Below are 20553 nucleotides of genomic sequence, written 5' to 3'. Positions count from 1 at the left end.
CTCCGCTGGACCGCTACCCGCCGGATCCCACTCGCTCGTACATCCGTCATGCCAGCAGCCCGAGGTGGTCGCGGAGCGTCGTACCGGAATACTCGGAACGGAAAACGCCGCGCTCGCGGAGCAGCGGGACCACCCGGTCGACGAAGTCGTCGAGTCCACTGGGAGTCAGGTGCGGGACGAGGACGAAACCGTCGGCGGCGTTTTCCTGGACGTGCCGGTCGACTGCCTCGGCAACTGCTTCCGGCGACCCGACGAAGGTCTGGCGGTTCTGCTGGTTGATGACGGTCTGCCGTAGCGACCAGCCGTGCGCCGCAGCCTGCGCCCGCCATTCCGCAACGATCGGAAACGGATCGTTGTACCCGACCCGTCCCTGCGTCACCGCCGAACCGATCACCGGGTCCTCGACCGGCAGCGGCCCGTCCGGGTCGTACGTCGACAGATCGCGACCCCACAACAACTCGGCCAGCACCAACGCGGTCGGCCCGGACACCTGCTGCTCCCGGATGTACGCCGCCTTCTCGATCGCCTCCGCATCGGTGTCGGCGACGACGACCGTCACCGCGGGCATGATCTTCAGCGAGTCCTCTGTCCGCCCGTACTTCGCCAGTCGCGACTTCACGTCCTTGTAGAAGGTCTGCCCGGCCTCGAACGTCCCGTGCCGGCTGAAGATCACGTCCGCGTCCGATGCCGCGAACTCCCGGCCCTGGTCGCTGTCACCGGCCTGGATGATCACCGGCCGGCCCTGCGGCGACGGTGGTAGACCGAACCGGCCGCGGATCGTGAAGTGGTCGCCCTCGTCCGCGAAGGCCCCAGCGCCCTCGCGCGCGAAGACGCCCGCCGCCTGGTCGAGGACGAGATCGTCGGCGGTCCAGGAATCCCACAGTTTCCTGACGATCCGGAGCGATTCCTGCGCGCGGACGTACCGGTCGGCCTTGTCGAGGTAGCCGCCGCGACGGAAGTTCTCGCCGGTGAACGCGTCCCAGGAGGTGACGACGTTCCAGGCCGCGCGACCGCCGGAGAGGTGGTCGAGGGTGGACAGACGCTTGGCCAGCTCGTACGGCTCGTTGAAGGTCGAGTTCACGGTGGCTGCGAGGCCGAGGTGCGTGGTGACCGCGGCCAGAGCGCTGAGCACCGTCAACGACTCGGGCCGGCCGACGACGTCGAGGTCGTGGATCTTGCCCTTGACCTCCCGGAGCCGCAGCCCTTCGGCGAGGAAGAAGAAGTCGAACGTTCCGCGTTCCGCGGTTTCCGCGAGTTTCCGGAACGATCCGAAGTCGATCTGCGATCCGGCGGCCGGGTCGGACCAGACGGTCGTGTTGTTCACGCCGGGAAAGTGCGCCGCGAGGTGGATCTGTTTCGTCATCGCGGGCTCCTCGCGTACCGGTTCCGCACCCGCCGTAACCCGAGCCGGCCACGGAGACTCCCCGCCCGTTCCACCGGCCCGACCAGCCCACGTTCCCGCAACGCCGGCAGCAGCTCGTCCGTGATCACCGGCAGATCGAGCTCCAGCGACCCCGGCCGAAGATGCACCCCGTCAACCCCGTCCTCGATCCACCCCTCAATCGCCCGAACCACCCCGTCCACACCGCCCCGACGCAGATCCACCCCCACCGAAACCACCACCAGCGGCCCCGCCGCTCCACCAGGCCCCCGCCCGCTCGCCTCACCCCGCCCGTCCTCGCCGCCCCGCGCGCTCGCCTCACCCCGCCCGTCCTCGCCACCGCGCCCGCTCGCGTCGTGCCGCTCGACCCCGTCAGTGGGCTCAGCCACGTCGTCCCGCCGAGCCGCATCCGTCGACACCGTCACACTCCGTCCCCCATCCCCGGCCGTCAGCGTCACGCTTCGCAGCCCATCCCCGGTCGCTCCACCACGCGGGGCGACATCCGACGCACCGCGCTCACCACGCGGGGCGACGGCCGCCGTTCCGCGCTCATCACGGGCGGCGGCACGCGGCGCGCTGCCCTCAGCACGCCGCGCTTCACCCACCGCCGCGCGCTCACCGCGCAGCACCCGCAGCTGGGCAGGAACGGCGCTCGATGCCGGCAGCAACACCAGTTCCGCGTCGGCCGCTGCCTCCAGCGCCTCGGAGGAGTTGACCCGAATCGCGGTCACCGGATGCCCCTGCGGAGGCCTCGGAACGATCGACGGCCCCTTGACAGCGAAAGTCGGGGACTCGAAGTCCACGTAGTGCAGCTTGTCCCGGTCGATGTAGCGCCCGGTCGACGCGTCCCGAATGATCGCGTCGTTCTCCCAGGAATCCCACAGTCGCCGGCTGACATCCACGACGTACCGCGCCTCGCGCCACGTTTCCGCCGCGGGCGCGGGCGCACGCCGACCGACAACGGCCGCGGCCTCGGCGGACGAGGAAACATCAGCAACCCACCCACCACGCCCGGCGGAAATATGGTCGAGCGTCGCAACCGACGCCTGCACATGAAACGGTTCCGTATGCGTGACGGTGATCGTCGGCAGCAACCCGATCCGTCGCGTCACCGGCGCGACCCGCGCGGCCAGCCCGAGTGCATCCAGCCGAACACTCACCTGCCCCGGCGCGTCGTCCGGCGCCTCCAACGCGTCCACGAACGTCACGAAGTCGACGCCGGCTGCTTCAGCTCGCTGCGCGGCCCGTACGGCGAGTTCCCCGGTGAGCACCGCCCGCGGGTCGACCTCGGAACCCCGCCACGCCGCGGAATCACCGCCGGCACCGTCGATCTCGACCCCGATGATCATGACGCCACCTTGAGCGCCACCGGAATTTCTTTCCGGAACGGCAACGGGCCAATACTTTCCGGATCGGCCTCGGTGTCGAACTGCGGCTGGAACCCAGCCGCGAGATACAACCCTGCCGCCTCCGGTTGCCGCGGTCCCGTCGTCAGATACAACCGTCGATACCCGAGATCGGCAGCCACGGCCTCCAGTTCCGCCAGCACCCGCCGACCGAGCCCTTGCCGCCGATGCAGATGCGACGTCCACATCCGCTTCACCTCCGCGGTCTCGTTGTCGTACCTCCGGATCGCACCGCCGGCGACCGTGCGACCGCCGTACCGCAGTAGCACGAACGCCCCGCCCTGCTCGGCATGGAAATCCGACGGCGGTACTTCGGTCAGCTGTGTGTTCTCGTTGGTTCGCCCGTACCGCGTGCTGTACTCGACCACCAGATCCGCCAGCAGCGGAGCCGTTTCCGGATCCTCCGGCCGTACGCGGACCGCCTCCACCGCGCCGATCTGCACCGGCGTGCTCTCCTCCGCCGTCCCGCCCGCGACAGTCGCGAGGAACGCCTCGGTCACCTGGTACAACGGGGCAGACGCCGCCGCGTCGAGCAGCACCCCACCTCCGTCGTACAACTGAATGTGCGACGACAGCACGAACCAGCCCTGACCGATCGCACCCGCGCCGAGGCTGGTGAGCACCGGCCGCAGCGCGTAGTCGATCACCAGCACATGCGCCGGCGTTCCACCCGTTGCCAACGGCAACACGGTCTTGCCCTTCAACGCGTACTGCGGCAGCAGATCGAGGAACACCTTCAACAACCCGGAGTACGCGGCCTTGTAGACCGGTGTCGTCACGACAACGGCATCCGCGGTTTCCAGCACTGCCGCCGCGGCAGCGATCGCGGGATGATCGGCCTGCCCGTGCAGCAACGGCTCGGCCGGGAGATCCCGCAGCACGATCGGCGTGACGGTGTGACCGTGGCTGATCAGACGCTTGGTGACGTAGTCGAGAACCGCATCGGTGCGTGACGGAACGGACAGACTGCTGGAGATCGTTGCGATGATCGCCATGGAGCTCTCCTATTTCTTGGGAAGGCCGGGCGGGTTGACCAACGACTTCGGGACGGCCTCGCCCTGCAGGCCCCACTTGGCCAGGACCTTGGCGTAACTGCCGTCGGCGATCGCGGCGTTCAGCGCGTCGGCGAGCGGCTTGACCAGGCCGTTGCCCTTCTTGGTGGTGATCCCGACCAGTCCCTGCACCGGGTAACTGGAGGAGACAGTGCCGACGATCTCCGTCTTGTGCTGGGTGGCGACGTGGTACGTCGCGTTCGGGTTCGGGCCGAGATAGAGGTCGATCCGCCCGGACTGCAGCGCGAGATAGGTGTCCGCGGCCTGCTGGTAGTACTTCAGGTTCGCGGGTTTCCGGCCGGCCGCGACGTTCTGCTTGTTCCAGTCGAGCAGGATCGCTTCCTGCAGCGTTCCGGAACTGACCGCGACGGTCTTTCCGGAGATGTCCGCCGGTCCGCTGACCTTCAGACCCGAACCCAGCTTCGCCTCGAAGGCGTGCAGCCCGAGCCGGTAGGTCGCGAAGTCGTACTTCTCCTTGCGCAGTTCGGAAACGCCGATGTTCGAGATTCCGACCTGGTACTTTCCGGAATCGAGTCCCAGGAACAAATTCTCCCAACTGGTCGTGTCGATCTCCGGCTGCAGCCCGAGCACGCTCGCGACCAGGTACGCGATGTCGATCTCGGTCCCGATCGGCGTCTTGTTGTCGTCGGCCGTGAACCCGAGCGGTGGCAGCCCTCCACCTGCGGAGCCGTTCCCGATCACCAGCTTCCCGGATTCGCGCACCGCCACCGGTAGCTCGGCCGCGATCGCGTCCACCTTCGCCGAGGTGATGTGCTGCTGCGTCGCCGAGGTGTCGAACGCGACCTGCGACGCGTCACCGCTCTTCGCCGGCGCACTGGTCTGTGGGTCGGCGCAGGCGGCGGCCGCCAGCAGAACCACGCCGTACAGCAAAGTCCAACGTCTTCTCATCAGATGTCCTCAGCTCGTCAGCGGGAGGCCGGGTGGGTTGATCTCAGAGGTGGTGACGGCTTCGTTGCCGACGTTCCAGCGGCCCAGGACCTTGGCGTAGCTGCCGTCCGCGATCACGCCGTTGATCGCGGCCTGATAGGCCTTGACCAGGCCGCTGTCCTTCTTGGTGGTGGCCGCGATCAGCCCCTGCAACGTCGGCCCGGCACCGGAGAACTTGCCGATCGTCTCGGTCTCGCCGGACGTCTTCACGTGGTACGCGATCGACGGGTTCGGCCCGAGGTACGCATCGATCCGGCCGGAGCTGAGCGCCAGGTACGTGTCGGTGTTCTTCTGGAAGTACTTGATGGTCGCGGCCGGCAACCCGGCCTTGACGTTCGCCTCGTTCCAGTCGACCAGAATCTTTTCCTGGTTCGTTCCGGAACCGACCGCGATCGTTTTCCCGGCGATGTCCTTGGCGCCCGCGACCCGCCAGCTGCCACCCTTCTTCGCCTCGAACGCGATGTCGTCCTTGCGGTACGTCGCGAAGTCGTACTTCTGCTTGCGCTTCTCGGTCACCGTGATGTTCGAGAACCCGACGTCGTACTTCGCCGAGTCGAGGCCGACGAACAGGTTCTCCCAGCTCGTCACCTCGATCTCCGGTTGCAGGCCGAGCGCCTGCGCGACCAGGTAGGCGATGTCCACCTCGAGGCCGATCGGCGTCTTGTTGTCGTCGGCGTAGAAGCCGAGCGGAACACTGCCGCTGCCGAATCCGGCACCGACGACCAAGGTGCCGCGGTCACGGACCTTGGCGGGCAGCAGCGCGACGGCGGCTTCGTTCTTGGTTGTCGTCACCCGCTTCTGTTCCGCGGAGGTGTTCACGCCGGTGTCAGCGGCCGCGGTCGCCTGCGGTTCGGTGCCGCAACCGGCCAGGCCGAGGACGAGCAGACCGGCGGCGGCGATGAGCAAAGGAGGTTTCATCAGTCACAGAACCTTGGAGATGAAGGCGCGAGTGCGCTCGTGGACAGGGTTGTCGAGGACCGCGCGCGGTGGGCCGGACTCGACGATCCGGCCGCCGTCGATGAAGACCACGGTGTCGGCGATCTCCCGGGCGAAGCCGATCTCGTGGGTGACGACGACCATCGTGGCGCCGTCCCGGGCGAGCTCCTTGATCACGTCGAGGACCTCGCCGACGAGTTCCGGGTCCAGCGCGCTGGTCGGTTCGTCGAACAGCAGGACCTTCGGTTTCAGCGCCAGCGCGCGGGCGATGGCGACCCGCTGCTGCTGACCGCCGGACAGTTTCCGCGGGTACACGTCGGCCTTGTCGCCGACCCCGACCCGTTCCAGCAACTCCCGCGCGTACGGCTCGACCTCGCTGCGTTTCCGGCGCTGCGCGGAAACCGGCGCCTCGACGACGTTCTGCAGGACGGTCAGGTGCCCGAACAGGTTGAACGTCTGGAACACGAACCCGACCTGAGACCGCTGCCGGAGGATCTCGCGCTCCCGCAGCTCGTGCAGCTTGTTCCCGCGCCGCTTGTACCCGATCAGCTCGCCGTCGATCCGGATCAGCCCGCGATCCACCTTCTCCAGATGGTTGATCGATCGCAGCAACGTCGACTTGCCCGACCCCGACGGGCCGAGGATCACGGTCACCGCACCGGCCGGTACGTCGAGATCGATCCCCTTCAGTACTTCGAGATCGCCGAAGCTCTTGTGCACACCCTTGATGTCGATCATCGCGTCGTCCCTCGCGCGAAGCGGCGTTCGACGTAGTACTGCACGATCGACAGCAGCGTGGTCAGCACGATGTACCAGACCGTGGCGACCATCAGCAGCGGTACGACGCGGCTGTTCCGGCCGTAGATCACCTGGACCTGGTAGAAGAGCTCGGGGATCGCCATCACCGAGACGATCGACGTGCCCTTGAACAGGCTGATCACCTCGTTCGCGCCGTTCGGCAGGATCGACCGCATCGCCTGCGGCAGCACGATGCGGAAAAACTGCCGCAGTTTCGGAATCCCGAGTGCCGCCGCGGCCTCCACCTGCCCGGCGTCGACGGAAATGATTCCGCCACGGATGATCTCCGCCGCGTACGCCGCCTGGTGCAGCGCGAGCCCGAGCACGGCGGCTCCGAGCGGCCCGAACAGGTTGTTGGTGCTGAAGTGCACGAACTCCGGACCGAACGGGATGCCGAGGCTGAGCTCCTGGTACAGGTACGCGATGTTGAACCAGAACAGCAACTGCACGATCAACGGAATCGATCGGAACGCCCAGATGTAGCCCCAGGCAACTACCTGCAGGAGCGGGCTGCCAGACAACCGCATCGACGCCAGCACCGCACCGAGCACGAACCCGAGCACCGTGCCGTACGCCGTCAACTGGACGGTCACCCAGAGTGCGGAAAAGACGGTCCGGGTCGCGAAGAACTGGAAGAACGTCGGCCAGTCCCATCCCGGATTCGTGACGAGTCCGTGCACGAACATCGCGAGCAGGACCAGCACGACGCCGACGCCGACCCAGCGCCATGGGTGCCGGCGGGCGACGACGGGAAGATCGGCTTCGAGCGGTACCGCGGTCGCCGGCGGTCCGGTCGTACCGGAGGCAGACGTGACTGAAGTGGTGGACACGATGAGACTCCCTGGCGGTGGGCAGGCTTCGCGGGCCCTTCGGCGGCGGAGACAAGGGCAGCAGTGGGCAGCCGGACGCCCGGAAACGGACGCCGTCAGCGGGATGTGTGCTGGCTCGGACTCAGCACGGAATCGGCACAGAAATCAGCACGGACACAGGGCGCTGGAGACGCGGAGCAGGTCGATGTGGAGGCGGTAGTACGGCGGCTTGCGCGTCATGTCCGTCCCCTCTCGTCGACCGTGTCACTTCAGTATGAGACGCCGTTGAAAGATTAGTAAGTTGGTCGACAAAGCTCTCAATATGTGGACGGCTTATACCGGTCCGGAAGGGCCGTTCGGCCCTAATCCGGGCGTGATCCGCGTCACGCCCCGGCCGACTTTCTTCCCCAGGCGGTTCACGCCTGAGCGTGCACCGGGCGGCAGGGCACTCTTACCGAGCGTGTTCGATTTCGTTGAACTTTTCGCAATCTGTGTTTGAGGCGCTTGTGACCCGGTCGTTATGGTCTTTCAGGTCGTCGTACCCCCTCAACGGCGACAGCCCCTCCCTGGAAGGTTTGTCGTGCCCACTCATCAAGACGCGCCGGACGCAGACCGGCCGGCGTCGCGTCATCCGGCTGCGCTGCGCCGGGTGGCCAAGCACCGCTTCATCCGTCGCCACGCGACCCGTCGTACCCAGATCATCGGTCTGACCGCCGCCCTGGCGGCCGCGGCCGGGACCACCACCGTCGGCCTCAGCTCGGCGGCGTCCGGTCCGTCGTCACCGCAGAGCACCGGCCTGAGCCCCTCACAGACCGACGCTCTGAACGCCGCTCGCATCGACCGGCGCGACCTCGGCTCGCGGGACATGGCCCGAATCGACCTGTCGCTGGCGTCGGCCCAGAAGGCGGCGCAGCAGGCGGCCGCCCAGAAGGTCGCCCAGCAGCGGGCCGCCAAGCTCGCCGCGCAGGCGAGTCTGACGCAGCGCCGGGCGCTCGCGCTGGCCGCGGCCAAGGCGGCCGCGGCGAAGAAGGCCGCCGCCAACGCCAAGGCCCTCGCCGAGGCGAAGGCCGAGGTCGCCGCGAAGGCAGCGGCCCTCAAGGCGGCGGCCAAGGCGGCCGCCGAGAAGGCCAAGTCCACGATCGTCCTGCCGACCACCGGCTACCACCTGACCGCCCGCTTCAACCAAGCCGGCGGCCGGTGGGCCCACAACCACACCGGTCTGGACTTCGCGGCCCCGATGGGTACGCCGGTCCGCTCGGTGATGGCCGGCAAGGTCATCCAGGCCGACTTCGAAGGCGCGTACGGGCGTCAGGTCAAGGTGCGGCACTCGGACGGCACGGTCACGTCGTACAGCCACATGGAAGAGTTCGACGTCTCGGTCGGCGACTCGGTCCAGGCCGGCAGCATGGTCGGCCGGATCGGCATGACCGGCAACACCACCGGCCCGCACGTCCACTTCGAGGTCCTGCCCGGCGGCGGCGCCCCGATCGACCCCGAGCCCTGGCTCCGCGAACACGGCCTCAACCCGTAACAACCGGCACCGCCCGCGAGGCGCCGCGCCCATCCCCCGGATGAGCCCGGCGCCTCGCTACTGTTCCCCCGACACTTCGAAGAGGGGGAACTTTTGAAGCTCCGCAAGTCGGCCCTGGCCATCGCTCTCCTGGCCTCCGGCCTCATCGCAACCCAACCTGCCGAAGCCACCGGCACACAGGTCGCAGCCTCGACATGTTCTTTCAAGGTGCCACCCAAACTGGCGATGAACGCGGCCACCACGCACTACGCCGTTCCGCTCGGAAGCGACTGTCCGTCGACGATGTACGGCGCCGCCTGGACTGCGACCTGGAAGAACGGCTACAGCGAGAGCGTCCTCTGCCAGCAGGGCAGTTGTCCCGGTGTATCGCTGTCGACCAAATACGTGCCGGTCGGCAAGGTCACCTGGGTCGGCGACGCCGAGGGCGGCACCGACCAGAGTGGCAACAAGGTGGCGACATTGCTGCCTGCGTACACCGAGGTCAGGTTCGCTTCGTCGGCGAGTGTGAATGCCGGACGGAAAGGCACCAGAACCGCTTTCCTGACTACGGTCTGGTACTTCAATCCGAAGACCAACACGTACGCCCGCTGGGCAGGTCGCAAGCTGCTCCTGCAGTACCAGGAGATCGGCACGACCACCTGGAAGGGCCTGGCCTACGTCACCACCAACGCCGCCGGGCAGGCCTCGTACACCTATTACCCCGGCAGAACACGCAGGTACCGCGTGTACGTGCCGGCGTCGACGTCCGTTTGGGACTTCTACACGCCGGTGATCAGTCGTTAGAGGATCTTTGCCATGTCCAGGGCGTCGATGTAGGTGCCCTCGATGAGGAACTCTCGGGGGTGCGTGCCTTCGAGGACGTAGCCGTGGCGTTCGTACAGGGCTCGGGCCGGCGCGTTGGTGCTGTGGACGTGCAGGCTGATCTTGCGGGCGCCGCGGTTGCGGGCCTCGGTGGTGGTGGCCTCCATCAGGGCGTTCGCCACCCCGAGGCGGCGGGCGTCGTGCGCGACCGCGACGCCGTTGATCGTCAGTACGCCGGCGCCCTCGGGGAACGGGTACTTGTCCTGGAGCCGCAGATAGCCGACCAGTTTCCCGTCGTACTCCGCGACCAGGTGTGCCTCCGGACCGCTGCGGCTGAAGAACGTGTCCTGGAGGCTGTCCTGGTACGACGGGAACCCGGACGACGCATCCCAGGCGCTCCGCTCGATCGCGAGCAGCGCGGCGTCGTCCTCTTCCCGGGCGAACCGAACGGTCACCTTGTGGCCGGCAGGCGGGCTGGTTTCTGGCTGGCGGTCGTCACTCACCGGACAATCCTCGCTCTCGCACCGGGCCAACCTGCTGCCGGCTCAGCTATCTACGCGAGCCTCGGGCAGTACGACGGTCACCGTCAGCCCGCCACCCGGATTCGCGACCAGCTCCAACCGACCGCGATGCACCTCGACGATCCGACTCACCAACGCCAACCCGAGCCCGTGACCGGCCCGGTACCGATCCTTCGTGAACGGTTCCGTGAAGGTCCGAACGCGTTCCGGATCCAGCAGGTCACCATCATTTCGTACGACGAGTTCGCCGCCGCGCACGGTGACCTCAACCGACCCGCCTCCGTGCCGAATCGCGTTCTGCACCAGGTTGGTCAGCACCTGTCGCAGCAGCACGTCGTTGCCCTCAACAACAGATTCCGCCAGCTCGGACGCCAGGGTGACCCCGGCCGCGGTTGCCTCTGCCGACAACGCCGGCCAGGCGGAACGCAGTACCGCGGAAAGGTCGACCGGGTCCAGCTCGCCCGCTTCGTCCAGCGTGTTCCGGTTGTTCAGGGCCGTCAGGCTCAGCAGTGCCTCGACGATGTCGATTCCGCGCTGGTTTGTTTCCGCCAGTCGTTTCACGAGTTCCGGAACATCCTGATGTTCCGGATCCGCCTGCGCGACGTCGAGCATCGTCTTCATCACCGCGTGCGGTGTCCGCAGCTCGTGGGACGCGTTCGCGGCGAACCGCCGGTACTGCTCGAACGACCGCTGCAACCGGTCCAGCATCTGGTCGAACGTGTCCGAGAGCTCGGTGAACTCGTCGCGCATCCCGGTCAACCCGATCCTGTGGTCGAGCGATCCGCTGCCCGCTCTCCGCGCCGCGGCGGTGATTTCCTGCAGCGGCCGCAGCATCCGGCCGGCGAGGAACCATCCGCCGGCCAACCCGACGATCGCCAGAAACCCGAGCGCCCCGGCGGAAAGTTTCACCACCAGATCGAGGATCTCGCCACGGGACGGCGGCAATCCGCCGCGCAGGTCACGCGGGTTCGCGGCGGTCAGCGGATAGTTCGGAACGATCCGGAAGACCAGCCAGATGATGCAGGCGACCACGGCGCCCGAGATCACCAGCAGGCCCGCGTAGCTCAACGTCAGCCGCAACCGGACCGTCAACCGCGGCCGCCAGGTGATCAACTGCTCGTCGCTCACGCCACCGGCCCGCGTCTCACTCATCGCCGATCCGGTAGCCGACACCGGGGACGGTGTGGATGACCCACGGATCCCCGAGCCGTTTCCGCAGCGCGGAGATCGTCAACCGGACCGCGTTGCTGAATGGGTCCGCGTTCTCGTCCCAGGCTTTCTCCAGCAGAGTTTCCGCGCTGATCACCCCACCCCGAGCTGCCATCAGCACCTCGAGTACGGCGAACTGTTTCCGCTGCAGTTTCACGTAGCGCCCGGAGCGGTACACCTCGCGCCGGAACGGGTCCAGCCGTACCCCGGCGTACTCGAGCACCGTCGGGTTCGTCACCGCGGGCCGCCGAACCAGCGCGCGGAGGCGTACGACGAGTTCGCGGAGCTCGAACGGTTTGGTCAGGTAGTCGTCGGCGCCCAGCTCGAACCCGGCCACCTTGTCGTCGAGATCACCGGCAGCGGTCAGCATCAGCACGCGGCACCCGATGCCTTGCGCAACGATCTGCCGGCACACCTCGTCGCCGCTGACACCCGGGAGGTCCCGGTCCAGCACGACGACGTCGTACGCCGTGACGGTGACGGACTCCAGCGCGGCGTGCCCGTCGAAGGCCAGATCGGCCGCGATCGCCTCCAGCCGCAGGCCCGCCTGGATCGCCTCGGCGAGATAGACCTCGTCTTCGACGACCAGCACCCGCATACCGCCCATTGAAGCAGGTGCGGTGTATGGAAAACGTATCCGGAATTGCAGACGCTCCGGCAACATCGTTCCGGATGGACTGTCGGCATGCTCATCGATCACCTCGCTGCCAACCACCGGCGCGGACGCCGGTCGGCCACCTCGGCCGGCCTGGCGATCGTTGCCACTGTCATCTGCTTCTCGCTGGCCGCCTGTACAGCGGTTTCCGCGCAGGACGCGCCACCGGGATCGGGCTCCACGTCCGGTCCGACGCGGGGCGGTTCCGGTCGCGGTGCATCCGGCTCGGGCGACCCGGGCGCCGCAGACGGCGTCCTGCCGGATCACACGTCCGCGTCGGACGCCAACCTGCCCGGGATCGCGAAGCTCGACCCGGCGCTCCGGAAAGCGGTGCAGCAGGCCGAGGCCGCGATGAAGGACGACGGGATCACGATGCAGGTCACCACCGGCTGGCGGAGCCGGAAATACCAGGAAGAGCTGCTGGAAAAGGCGATCCGGAAGTACGGCAGCAAGAAGAAGGCGCTCAAGTGGGTCGCCGACCCGGACGAGTCGCACCACGTGACGGGACACGCGGTCGACATCGGCCCGACCGACGCCGACGACTGGCTGATCCGCAAGGGCAACCGCTTCGGCCTCTGCCAGACGCTGTCCAACGAGATGTGGCACTTCGAACTGGTCACCGAGCCCGGCGGCACCTGCCCACCGATGAGCTAGGTCGAGTCTGGCATTCCGTCCCGCTAGCGGGGTTCCGTCGGCGGATCGGGGAGTTCGGCGAGTGGGCGCTGGACCCAGGCGACGTCGTGCCAGGCGTCGAGTTTCCAGCCGATGTTCCGGTAGGTGCCGATGGGTTCGAAACCGAGGGACTTGTGGAGCCCTTCGCTGGCGGCATTCGGCAGGGTCATGCCGGCCACGGCGGTCCGGAAACCGCGTTCCGTCAGACGCTCGAACAGCGCCTCGTACAGGGCACGGCCGGCGCCCGAGCGGCGGCGGCCCGGTTCCACGTAGACGCTGACTTCGCAGGACCAGCGGTACGCGGCGCGCGGCTTCATGGGGCCGGCGTATGCGTACCCGACCACGCGGTTCTCGTCTTCGAGGACGAGCCAGGCGTGAGTGGCCTGCGCCTTGGTGATCCGCTCGGCCATCTCCACCGGGGTCGGCGGATCGATCTCGAAGGTGATCGCGGTGCCGGTGACGTACGGCGCGTAGATCGCCGCGCAGGCCTCGGCATCGGACTCCGAGGCGTCTCTGACGTAAATCATGGCACGATAGTAGCCATAAGTGGCGCTATAGTGGCAAGTGTGATCGATGATCTGTCTCGTTCCTTGGCGGCCACCGTGCAGCAGGCACGCACCGCGCAGGACCTGTCCGTGAACGCGCTGGCCGAGCGGTCGGGGGTGTCGCGGGCGATGATCGGGAAGATCGAGCGCGGCGAGGCGCAACCGACCGCCGTACTGCTGGGGAAGTTGTCCGGGGCACTCGGGATGACGCTGTCCGAGCTGGTCGCCCGCGCGGAGAGCACGGGCGAACTGCTCCGCCGAGCGGACGACCAGCCGGTCTGGACGGACCCGGTCACCGGGTACCACCGGCGTGCGGTGTCCCCGGCGACCGATGGCCCACTGGAGTTGGTCGAGGTGGAACTGCCGGCCGGCGCCTCGGTCTCGTACCCGGCCGACGCCTACATCTTCAAGAACCAGCAGCTGTGGATCCTCGACGGGAACCTCCGCTTCCACGAGGGCTCCCAGGTCCACGACCTCCACACCGGCGACTGCCTGCAACTCGGCCCACCGTCGGCGACCACCTTCCACAACCCTGGTACGACGCCCTGCCGCTACCTCGTCGCGCTGGTCAAGGGCCGCACCTGAAACCACCGCTCGACCGCCTCCCGCAATGCCGCGATGGCAACGCCGGCATCCTGCGAATCCGGGTGGACCGCGACGTCGAGGTCATCCGCATCTCCATCCGGCGACGCTGCCTCGTTCTGTGGCGCTGCGGCGGCGAGTTCTGTGGCCCACGCGACGTAGCCGTCGGGGCGGACGAGGAGGGCGATCTGTCGCTCGCCGCGGCCGGTGATCACGTCTACTTGTTCCGGCACGGGCTCGGCTGCGAAGGCGCCGCCGGGCGTCAGGTCGACGAGCAGCGGTCTGCCGGCCCGCATCAACTCCGCCAATCGCAGAGTCCCCGACGCGTTCCTGATCGTGAGGTCCGGTGCCCACCTGCCGACCATCGGGTGCGGACCGTCGTGATAGCGGATGTCGGCGCCGGAAATCAGGTCCGCCACTCGCTGCACGTTCCGCGGATCGTCCAGAAATTCCCCGAACAGTTTCCGCAACTCTGTCACGTCGTTGCCCGGGGCAATCAGCGCGGACTGGGCCTGGGTCTGCATCACGACCCGCTCCCCCACCGGCCGCCGCTCGGACTCGTACGTGTCGAGCAAACCCGCCGGTGCCCAACCCTGCACCTCCGCCGCCAGCTTCCACCCGAGGTTGACGGCATCCTGCAGTCCGAGATTCAGCCCCGGCCCGCCGATCGCGGAATGCACATGCGCCGCATCACCGACCAGCAGCACCCGTCCGGAACGGAACCGCGACGCCAGCCGGCTGTTTCCGCCGACCACCCGCCGCAACTGCCGCGCCCCGTCACCCGCCGGCTCGACCAGCGGCAGATGTACGCCGAGCACTCGGTCCGCGCTCGCCTGTAGTTCCGCAAACGTCATCTCACCATCCGGTGGCGCCTCCCACTCGCCGGTACTCACCGCCGGCAAGCGATTCGAAAACGGTGCCCACACGAACAGTCCGCGTTCCGTCCGTTGATGCAGGAACGGCGGAACCACGCCGTACCCCGGAATCTTCAGCACGCCGTTCTCGACGTACTCCGGTGGTACCGCGGCGGTCCCCGTCCGGGACACCATCGAATCGTTGGTGACACCTGGAAAGTCGATCCCGGCGAGTTTCCGCGTCACGCTGCGACCGCCGTCGGCGCCGACGAGATACCCGGCCCGGAGCTCGTACTCCCCCTCGGGACCGGACAGCGAGATCGTCACCCCGTCAGCGTCCTGGCTGAACCCGAGCAGCTCGTGACCGCGCCGGATCTCGGCCCCGAGCTCGAGCGCGCGCTCCTCGAGAACCTCCTCGATCCGCGCCTGCGGCACTTGCAGCAGATAGACCGGGTTCTCCTCGAGCAGGTCGAGACGCAACGGCATCGCACCGAACACGAAACCAGGAGCCGGCTGCGGCGCTCCCGTCGTTCCGCTCAGGCGTTCGAAGACTCCGCGGCGGTCGAGCATCCGGACCACCTGGCCGACGAGACCGTTGGCCCGTGGCGTCGTACTGCGTTCCGGCAGTTTCTCCAGCACGATCGGCCGGATTCCGGCGAGCAGCAGCTCACCGGCCAGCATGAGGCCGTTCGGTCCGGCCCCGGCAATGACGACTTCAGCGTCCATGACGTCCCTCCACTCAGGCGTGACTGACCGCCCCGGCGGCCCGCCGGGGTTCGCAAAGCTGTGAAGCTGGGTGTTACTCGGGGACCGGCAGACCGGCGGCGACCAGGTCGAGTGCCTCCGCCAGCAGGTCAGCGACGGAACGCGGCGGGTCGGCGCGCAGCCATTCGGCCGTGACGACGCCACGGGTCGCGTTGATCACCTCGGAAACCAGCCGCGGATACAGCCCCGACGTTCCGGTCCGTTCCGCGATCGCGGCCGTCAGTTCGTCACCGGCGCGGGCGTAGGCACGTGCGACCGCACCCTGCAGAGCGGGCTCGGTCATCATCAGCCGGATGCCCGTCAGCCATTTCTCGTCCGGTGGGCGCCTGCCGCCGTGCCCCTCCTCGCCGAGCGCGAAATGGGTCTCGATCGCGGCCCGGACCGCGGTCCAGAACGGCTCGTCCGCCGGTCGGGCCCGGAGCTCCTCGGCGATCCGCAGACTCCGGTCGACCTCGCGGGCGGCGATCGCGTCGGCCTTGCTGTCGAAGTAGTTGCGGAACGTCCGCAGCGAGACGCCCGCCTCGGCGGCGATGTCCTCGATCCGCACGTTGGCGTACCCCCGTTCGACGGTGAGCCGGACCGCGGCCCAGCTCAGCGCGATCCGGGTTTCCTGTTTCTTGCGCTCCCGCAACCCGTCTGCCATACAGTGACCGTAACAGAAGTTGCCTAAAGAGCAAAGATGCCTTTACGGCAATTTTCTTGAAGTCGGGCAGACGCGAAGGGCGAGCATGGTTGGGTTAGGGCATGACCGTGTCCCCGCTGGTCTGGGTGCTGACGCTGCTCGCGATTGCCGGGCTGCTGTTGTTCGACTACTTCTTCCACGTCCGGTCGGCGCACGTGCCGACACTCCCCGAGGCCGCGGCGTGGTCCGCGGTGTACGTCGGGATCGCGATCCTGTTCGGGCTCGGAACGCTGGTGATCGGCGGCACGGACATGGGCTCGGAGTACTTCGCCGGGTACATCACCGAGAAAGCGCTCTCGGTGGACAACTTGTTCGTGTTCCTGATCATCATGAGCGGTTTCCGGGTGCCCCGGGAGAACCAGCAGAAAGTGCTGCTGGTCGGGATCGTGGTCAGCCTGATCGCGCGGTCCGCGTTCATCTTCGTCGGCTCGGCACTGCTGCACACGTTCTCCTGGGTGTTCTACCTGTTCGGAATCGCGCTGCTGCTGACCGCCGGAAACATGCTGAAGCCGGAAACCGAGGAATCCCACCAGGCCCAGAACGTCGTCGTCCGGATCGCCCGGCGGCTGTTCCGGACCACCGACGACTACGACGCGGACCGGTTGACGACCGTGGTCGACGGCCGCCGGATGCTGACGCCGATGCTGCTGGTGATGGTCGCGATCGGCGCCACCGACCTGATGTTCGCGCTGGACTCGATCCCGGCGATCTTCGGCCTGACCCAGAACGTGTACGTCGTGTTCACCGCGACCGCCTTCAGTCTGCTCGGCCTGCGGCAACTGTTCTTCCTGCTCGACGGTCTGCTGGACCGGTTGATCTACCTGTCCTTCGGGCTCGCCGCGATCCTGGTCTTCATCGGCGCCAAGCTGATCCTGCACGCGCTGCACGAGAACAACTTGCCGTTCGTGAACGGCGGCGACCACGTCGACGTGGTCGAGATCAGCACCGGCCTGTCGCTGGCGGTGATCCTGGTGGTCCTGCTGATCACGATCTTCGCGTCACTGTTCAGCACCCGGGGGCGGACGCAGACCGCGATGGCCCACATCCGCCGCGACGCGATCGCGTACCTCGACCCGGAGTACACCGACGACCCGGCGGAGCGGGAACGGGTCTTCCAACGGCTGCTGCGGGCCCGCGACCACATCACCGACCTCGGTCCGAAGGCCAAACAGCAGGTCCGGAACGAGGAGGACCTGATGGCGCTGTGCCGGCAGGTCGGCGAGGCCCACGCCACGGCGCACGCCGACCACGAGATCCGGCCCAGTCTGTAGATCCGGCCCAGTCTTGGGATCCGGCCGGGGCCTGGATCCGGTCTAGCCTTTGACGGCTCCGGAGGCGAGACCGGAGACGTAGAACCGCTGCAGGCCGATGTACAGCACGACGCACGGGATCATGGCGATCACCGATCCCGCCACCAACGAGCCGAAGTTGATCTCGCCGTACGCGCCGGCCTGGACGTTCACGAGTGCGACGGGCAGCGTGTACAGCTCGTCCTTGGTCAGGAACGTGAGCGCTCCGAGGAACTCGGTCCAGGCGGCGAGGAACGCGTACAGCGCGACCGTCGCGGCGCCGGGGGTGATCAGCGGGCGCAGTACGGAACCGAGCATGCGCAACGTTCCGCACCCGTCGACGTGGGCGGAGTCCTCGAGCTCGACCGGCACCGAGGAGAACGAGTTCCGCATCACGAACACCCCGAACGGCAGGTTGACCGTGGTGTAGAAGAGCACCAGCCCGAGCAGGCTGTCGGTCAGCCGCAGTACGTTCATCTCCAGGTACAGCGGCGTCAGGATCGCCTGGAACGGGATCATCATCGACACCACCACGAGCGCGAACAGCAACGGCCCGCCGCGGAACCGGAAACGCGCGAACCCGTACCCGGCCAGCGTCGCGAGCAGCGCCGTCAGGACCGACGTACTGATCGCCACGAGCAGACTGTTTCCGACCGCCCGGATCAGGTTTCCGGGCCCCTCGATCAACGTGCGGAAATTGTCCCAGGTGAGGTGGAAGAACGTCTTCGCGTCCGGGGCCGCGACGATCACGTCGTTCGGCTGCACCGACCGGAAGAGTGCCCACAGCAACGGTACGGCGAAGACCAGGAACGCCCCGCCGCCACCGATGACGTAAAACGTGTTCTTGAGTCGCATCGTCAGTCCTTCTCCCGGAGCAGCCGGAACTGGGCCGCGGTGACGAGCCCCACCACGATCACCAGCACGATCGACAGCGCGGTCGCGGCACCGAGCTGCAGCTGGACGAAGGCGCGGTTGTAGATGTACTGCACCACCGTCGTGGTGTCCGTCCCGGGACCGCCGCGGGTCAGGATGTAGAACTGCGAGAACGCCAGCAACGACCCGATCACCGAGATGATCACCGCCATCGCGATCGTCCGGCGCAGGATCGGAATGGTGATCTCGCGTTCCTGTTTCCACCAGCCGGCGCCGTCCAGTTCGGCGGACTCGTAGTACTCCCGCGGGATCGCCTGCATACCGGCCATCAGCAGCATCATCGTCAGCCCACTGACCGCCCAGATCACCAGCACGCAGATCAGTCCGGTCGCGAGCGGCCCGTCCACCAGCCAGGCCGTCGTACCGTCGGTGATCCCGAGCTCACGGAGGACGATGTTGATCACACCGCTCTCCGGCTGTGCCTCCAGGACGGTGACGAAGCTGAGGGTGGACAGCCCGACGACGAACGGGAGGAAGAAGACCGTGCGCAACACCGTGGAACCCGGGCGTTTCCGGCGTACCAGAACCGCGAGCGCGTACCCGAGCACGAGGATCGGGCCGGTCACGATGACCGTGTAGAGCAGTGTGTAGAGGACGGACTTGGCGAACGCGGCGTCGGAAACGATCGCCGTGTAGTTCTTCAGCCCGCTGAACCTCACCGTGCCGATCAGCGGCCAGTTGGTCAGCGAGATCACCAGGGCGAAGCCGAGCGGGACGAGGACGAAGACGCCGACGAACAGTACGGCGGGACTCACCAGGAGCAGCCCGGTCCGGGACGGATGGGTGAGCGAGCCGCGCCCCACCCGGCCGCCCGCCGGCCTGGGCTTGCGCAGACCGGGTTCCAGGCGGCGATTGCCGCGTACCGCGGTACTCATGCCTGCCCCTGACGGAGGATGCGGTCGTAGCTCTGCTGTGCTTCCTTCATGGCGGCCTCCAGCTCGCCGTCGAACACGGCGCGGCGGAACATCTGCAGCCACGGCCCGTCCGGCTGGTTGTAGAGGAGGTTGTAGGAAAGCGTTGTCGGCGCGTACCCCTCCTTGATGCGTTCGAGCGGCAGCGTCGCCAACGGGTACTTCTTCGCGAACTCCGGCGTCCGCGCGTCCGACCGCACCGGCGTGTACCCGCCGGCGGGCAGGTCGATCTGTTGCGGCAGGTCCAGCGCGAACCGGACGAACTCCCACGCACCGGACGCGTTCCGGGCGCCGCGCGGAATGCACATGTTGTCGCCGCCGTCGAAGAACGCCGATCCGCCGTCCGGCCCGGACAGCAGCCGTGGCGTCACCTTCTGGTGGAACGCCGGGTCCGACCCGGAAACGACGACGCTGTAGTTGGACGGAAAGATTCCGACCTTTCCGGCCCGGAAATCACTGCCCCACCGGGACGCGTCGTCCGAGAAGTTCGCCCGTGGCACCAACCCGTCCACCCACAGCTGCCGGTGCAGCTCGAGCATCTGCCGGACGGTGTCGTTCCCGACGATGTGCCCGGACTGACTGCCGACGGCGCCCTGGATGAGATCGGTGTCCGCGGCCCAGACCATCGGCTGGACGACGAACCCGAGTGCGCCCGGGCTGTTCGCCGGGAAACTCCATGCGTAGATGTCGTCGCCGAGTTTCCGTACCCGACGGGCCGCATCGAGCAGGTTCCCGAACGACTTCACCGCCTCGTCCGGATCGACGTCCGCCTTGTCGCAGAGCTCGGTGTTGAACCAGAACATCGAGTTGTCGGCGAGGTACGGAACGCCGTACACGCGCTCGTCCTTGGTCGCGAGCCGCAGATGGCCGGGGCTGAGCTGGTCCCGGAAATCCAGGGCGGCGAGCGGTTCCGTCAGGTCCGTGAACGCGTCGCGGTAGATGAACAGCATCGAGTTGATGTCGTCGATGTCGACCAGGTCCGGCACCGTCCGGCCGCGGATCGCGGTCGCCAGTTTGGTCACGTACTGGGCATCCAGGACCGGCGTCAGCTCGACGGTGAGCCGGTTCTGGGACGCGTTGAACTTCTTCACCAGGTCGGTCAGACCGCTCTGCGTCGCCGCCCGGCACCAGACCTGCACGGTGCCGGTCGAGTCCTGCCCGAAACCCGCCGCTTGGACGTCGGGTTCGGGCAGGACCGAGCTGCAGCTGGACGCGAAGCCGGCCGTGGTCGCAGCGGCCGTCAGGCCGATGAACTTCCGCCGGGTGAGCATCG

22 protein-coding genes are annotated in these 20553 nt (G+C 67.5%); 5 read left to right on the top strand and 17 right to left on the bottom strand.

Annotation, left to right across the window (positions count from 1 at the left end; translation table 11 throughout):
* Positions 1-46: 46 nt before the first annotated feature.
* The 8 genes from ACFYRH_RS10185 to ACFYRH_RS10150 form a co-directional block, all read right to left on the bottom strand.
* On the bottom strand, positions 47-1363 hold the full coding sequence (locus ACFYRH_RS10185; protein ID WP_387771125.1) for an NtaA/DmoA family FMN-dependent monooxygenase: 1317 nt from the start codon (positions 1361-1363) through the stop codon (positions 47-49).
* Positions 1360-2730: an LLM class flavin-dependent oxidoreductase gene (locus ACFYRH_RS10180; RefSeq protein ID WP_387771122.1), complete on the bottom strand. Its 1371-nt coding sequence runs from the start codon at positions 2728-2730 to the stop codon at positions 1360-1362. The genes ACFYRH_RS10185 and ACFYRH_RS10180 overlap by 4 nt, the downstream gene beginning before the upstream one ends.
* The gene (gene ssuE / locus ACFYRH_RS10175) at positions 2727-3782 is read right to left on the bottom strand and encodes an NADPH-dependent FMN reductase (RefSeq protein WP_387771119.1); all 1056 of its coding nucleotides are present in this window, start codon (positions 3780-3782) and stop codon (positions 2727-2729) included. The genes ACFYRH_RS10180 and ssuE overlap by 4 nt, the downstream gene beginning before the upstream one ends.
* 9 nt (positions 3783-3791) lie before the next feature.
* Positions 3792-4748 (bottom strand): ABC transporter substrate-binding protein, encoded by a 957-nt coding sequence (locus ACFYRH_RS10170; protein ID WP_387771116.1) that lies wholly within the window; start codon positions 4746-4748, stop codon positions 3792-3794.
* A gap of 9 nt (positions 4749-4757) precedes the next feature.
* Entirely contained in the window at positions 4758-5705 is a 948-nt protein-coding gene (locus ACFYRH_RS10165) for an ABC transporter substrate-binding protein (RefSeq protein ID WP_387771113.1), read from the bottom strand.
* 3 nt (positions 5706-5708) lie between these two features.
* A complete protein-coding gene (locus ACFYRH_RS10160) occupies positions 5709-6461 on the bottom strand; it encodes an amino acid ABC transporter ATP-binding protein (RefSeq protein ID WP_387771110.1) in 753 nt (250 codons plus the stop codon).
* Complete coding sequence (locus tag ACFYRH_RS10155; protein ID WP_387771107.1) at positions 6458-7351, bottom strand: amino acid ABC transporter permease; 894 nt, start codon at positions 7349-7351, stop codon at positions 6458-6460. The genes ACFYRH_RS10160 and ACFYRH_RS10155 overlap by 4 nt, the downstream gene beginning before the upstream one ends.
* Positions 7352-7495: 144 nt before the next feature.
* On the bottom strand, positions 7496-7570 hold the full coding sequence (locus tag ACFYRH_RS10150; protein WP_387771768.1) for a putative leader peptide: 75 nt from the start codon (positions 7568-7570) through the stop codon (positions 7496-7498).
* Between the two features lie 340 nt (positions 7571-7910).
* Here ACFYRH_RS10150 and ACFYRH_RS10145 point away from each other — a divergent pair, with 340 nt between their 5' ends.
* Positions 7911-8861: a M23 family metallopeptidase gene (locus tag ACFYRH_RS10145; protein ID WP_387771104.1), complete on the top strand. Its 951-nt coding sequence runs from the start codon at positions 7911-7913 to the stop codon at positions 8859-8861.
* A 207-nt stretch (positions 8862-9068) separates the two neighbouring features.
* Entirely contained in the window at positions 9069-9644 is a 576-nt protein-coding gene (locus tag ACFYRH_RS10140) for a hypothetical protein (RefSeq protein WP_387771101.1), read from the top strand.
* Here ACFYRH_RS10140 and ACFYRH_RS10135 read toward each other — a convergent pair.
* The 3 genes from ACFYRH_RS10135 to ACFYRH_RS10125 are packed head-to-tail and all read right to left on the bottom strand — an operon-like array spanning position 9641 to position 11990.
* The gene (locus tag ACFYRH_RS10135; RefSeq protein ID WP_387771098.1) at positions 9641-10165 is read right to left on the bottom strand and encodes a GNAT family N-acetyltransferase; all 525 of its coding nucleotides are present in this window, start codon (positions 10163-10165) and stop codon (positions 9641-9643) included. The two genes, ACFYRH_RS10140 and ACFYRH_RS10135, sit on opposite strands and share 4 nt — an antisense overlap.
* Before the next feature lie 42 nt (positions 10166-10207).
* Positions 10208-11335, bottom strand: a complete 1128-nt coding sequence (locus ACFYRH_RS10130; RefSeq protein WP_387771095.1) for a sensor histidine kinase — start codon at positions 11333-11335, stop codon at positions 10208-10210.
* Positions 11328-11990 carry a response regulator transcription factor gene (locus ACFYRH_RS10125; protein ID WP_387771092.1) on the bottom strand — a complete coding sequence of 221 codons (663 nt, stop codon included), beginning with the start codon at positions 11988-11990 and terminating at the stop codon, positions 11328-11330. The genes ACFYRH_RS10130 and ACFYRH_RS10125 overlap by 8 nt, the downstream gene beginning before the upstream one ends.
* Before the next feature lie 87 nt (positions 11991-12077).
* Between ACFYRH_RS10125 and ACFYRH_RS10120 the strand changes: the two genes are divergently transcribed.
* Positions 12078-12701: a M15 family metallopeptidase gene (locus ACFYRH_RS10120; protein ID WP_387771089.1), complete on the top strand. Its 624-nt coding sequence runs from the start codon at positions 12078-12080 to the stop codon at positions 12699-12701.
* Positions 12702-12724: 23 nt separating this feature from the next.
* On the opposite strand, the gene ACFYRH_RS10115 is transcribed toward ACFYRH_RS10120, so the two are convergent.
* Positions 12725-13246, bottom strand: coding sequence for a GNAT family N-acetyltransferase (locus tag ACFYRH_RS10115; RefSeq protein WP_387771086.1), 522 nt, complete (start codon positions 13244-13246; stop codon positions 12725-12727).
* Between the two features lie 39 nt (positions 13247-13285).
* Here ACFYRH_RS10115 and ACFYRH_RS10110 point away from each other — a divergent pair, with 39 nt between their 5' ends.
* The gene (locus ACFYRH_RS10110; RefSeq protein ID WP_387771083.1) at positions 13286-13849 is read left to right on the top strand and encodes a helix-turn-helix domain-containing protein; all 564 of its coding nucleotides are present in this window, start codon (positions 13286-13288) and stop codon (positions 13847-13849) included.
* Here the strand turns inward: ACFYRH_RS10110 and ACFYRH_RS10105 are convergent.
* Positions 13816-15426, bottom strand: a complete 1611-nt coding sequence (locus tag ACFYRH_RS10105) for an FAD-dependent monooxygenase (protein WP_387771080.1) — start codon at positions 15424-15426, stop codon at positions 13816-13818. The two genes, ACFYRH_RS10110 and ACFYRH_RS10105, sit on opposite strands and share 34 nt — an antisense overlap.
* Before the next feature lie 73 nt (positions 15427-15499).
* Complete coding sequence (locus tag ACFYRH_RS10100; protein ID WP_387771077.1) at positions 15500-16108, bottom strand: TetR/AcrR family transcriptional regulator; 609 nt, start codon at positions 16106-16108, stop codon at positions 15500-15502.
* A 101-nt stretch (positions 16109-16209) separates the two neighbouring features.
* Between ACFYRH_RS10100 and ACFYRH_RS10095 the strand changes: the two genes are divergently transcribed.
* Complete coding sequence (locus ACFYRH_RS10095) at positions 16210-17418, top strand: TerC family protein (protein WP_387771074.1); 1209 nt, start codon at positions 16210-16212, stop codon at positions 17416-17418.
* A 42-nt stretch (positions 17419-17460) separates the two neighbouring features.
* On the opposite strand, the gene ACFYRH_RS10090 is transcribed toward ACFYRH_RS10095, so the two are convergent.
* The 3 genes from ACFYRH_RS10090 to ACFYRH_RS10080 are packed head-to-tail and all read right to left on the bottom strand — an operon-like array spanning position 17461 to position 20551.
* Complete coding sequence (locus ACFYRH_RS10090; RefSeq protein WP_387771071.1) at positions 17461-18291, bottom strand: carbohydrate ABC transporter permease; 831 nt, start codon at positions 18289-18291, stop codon at positions 17461-17463.
* A gap of 2 nt (positions 18292-18293) precedes the next feature.
* Positions 18294-19244, bottom strand: a complete 951-nt coding sequence (locus tag ACFYRH_RS10085) for a carbohydrate ABC transporter permease (protein ID WP_387771068.1) — start codon at positions 19242-19244, stop codon at positions 18294-18296.
* The gene (locus tag ACFYRH_RS10080) at positions 19241-20551 is read right to left on the bottom strand and encodes an extracellular solute-binding protein (protein ID WP_387771065.1); all 1311 of its coding nucleotides are present in this window, start codon (positions 20549-20551) and stop codon (positions 19241-19243) included. Before ACFYRH_RS10080 ends, ACFYRH_RS10085 begins: the two co-directional genes overlap by 4 nt.
* Between the last annotated feature and the right edge of the window lie 2 nt (positions 20552-20553).

This window comes from Kribbella sp. NPDC004875 (genome assembly GCF_042873375.1).
Lineage (GTDB): Bacteria > Actinomycetota > Actinomycetes > Propionibacteriales > Kribbellaceae > Kribbella.
Note: the sequence above shows the minus strand (reverse complement) of the source record. Positions and strands in the feature narration are given on the sequence as shown.

Excerpts from the sequence above, each read along its gene's own strand:
- ACFYRH_RS10180 (WP_387771122.1), bottom strand. The coding sequence starts at position 2,730 with ATGATCATCGGGGTCGAGATCGACGGTGCCGGCGGTGATTCCGCGGCG.
- ACFYRH_RS10130 (WP_387771095.1), bottom strand. The coding sequence starts at position 11,335 with ATGAGTGAGACGCGGGCCGGTGGCGTGAGCGACGAGCAGTTGATCACC.
- ACFYRH_RS10095 (WP_387771074.1), top strand. The coding sequence starts at position 16,210 with ATGACCGTGTCCCCGCTGGTCTGGGTGCTGACGCTGCTCGCGATTGCC.
- ACFYRH_RS10120 (WP_387771089.1), top strand. The coding sequence starts at position 12,078 with ATGCTCATCGATCACCTCGCTGCCAACCACCGGCGCGGACGCCGGTCG.
- ACFYRH_RS10115 (WP_387771086.1), bottom strand. The coding sequence starts at position 13,246 with ATGATTTACGTCAGAGACGCCTCGGAGTCCGATGCCGAGGCCTGCGCG.
- ssuE (WP_387771119.1), bottom strand. The coding sequence starts at position 3,782 with ATGGCGATCATCGCAACGATCTCCAGCAGTCTGTCCGTTCCGTCACGC.
- ACFYRH_RS10100 (WP_387771077.1), bottom strand. The coding sequence starts at position 16,108 with ATGGCAGACGGGTTGCGGGAGCGCAAGAAACAGGAAACCCGGATCGCG.
- ACFYRH_RS10085 (WP_387771068.1), bottom strand. The coding sequence starts at position 19,244 with ATGAGTACCGCGGTACGCGGCAATCGCCGCCTGGAACCCGGTCTGCGC.
- ACFYRH_RS10160 (WP_387771110.1), bottom strand. The coding sequence starts at position 6,461 with ATGATCGACATCAAGGGTGTGCACAAGAGCTTCGGCGATCTCGAAGTA.
- ACFYRH_RS10125 (WP_387771092.1), bottom strand. The coding sequence starts at position 11,990 with ATGCGGGTGCTGGTCGTCGAAGACGAGGTCTATCTCGCCGAGGCGATC.
- ACFYRH_RS10185 (WP_387771125.1), bottom strand. The coding sequence starts at position 1,363 with ATGACGAAACAGATCCACCTCGCGGCGCACTTTCCCGGCGTGAACAAC.
- ACFYRH_RS10170 (WP_387771116.1), bottom strand. The coding sequence starts at position 4,748 with ATGAGAAGACGTTGGACTTTGCTGTACGGCGTGGTTCTGCTGGCGGCC.
- ACFYRH_RS10080 (WP_387771065.1), bottom strand. The coding sequence starts at position 20,551 with ATGCTCACCCGGCGGAAGTTCATCGGCCTGACGGCCGCTGCGACCACG.
- ACFYRH_RS10105 (WP_387771080.1), bottom strand. The coding sequence starts at position 15,426 with ATGGACGCTGAAGTCGTCATTGCCGGGGCCGGACCGAACGGCCTCATG.
- ACFYRH_RS10090 (WP_387771071.1), bottom strand. The coding sequence starts at position 18,291 with ATGCGACTCAAGAACACGTTTTACGTCATCGGTGGCGGCGGGGCGTTC.
- ACFYRH_RS10165 (WP_387771113.1), bottom strand. The coding sequence starts at position 5,705 with ATGAAACCTCCTTTGCTCATCGCCGCCGCCGGTCTGCTCGTCCTCGGC.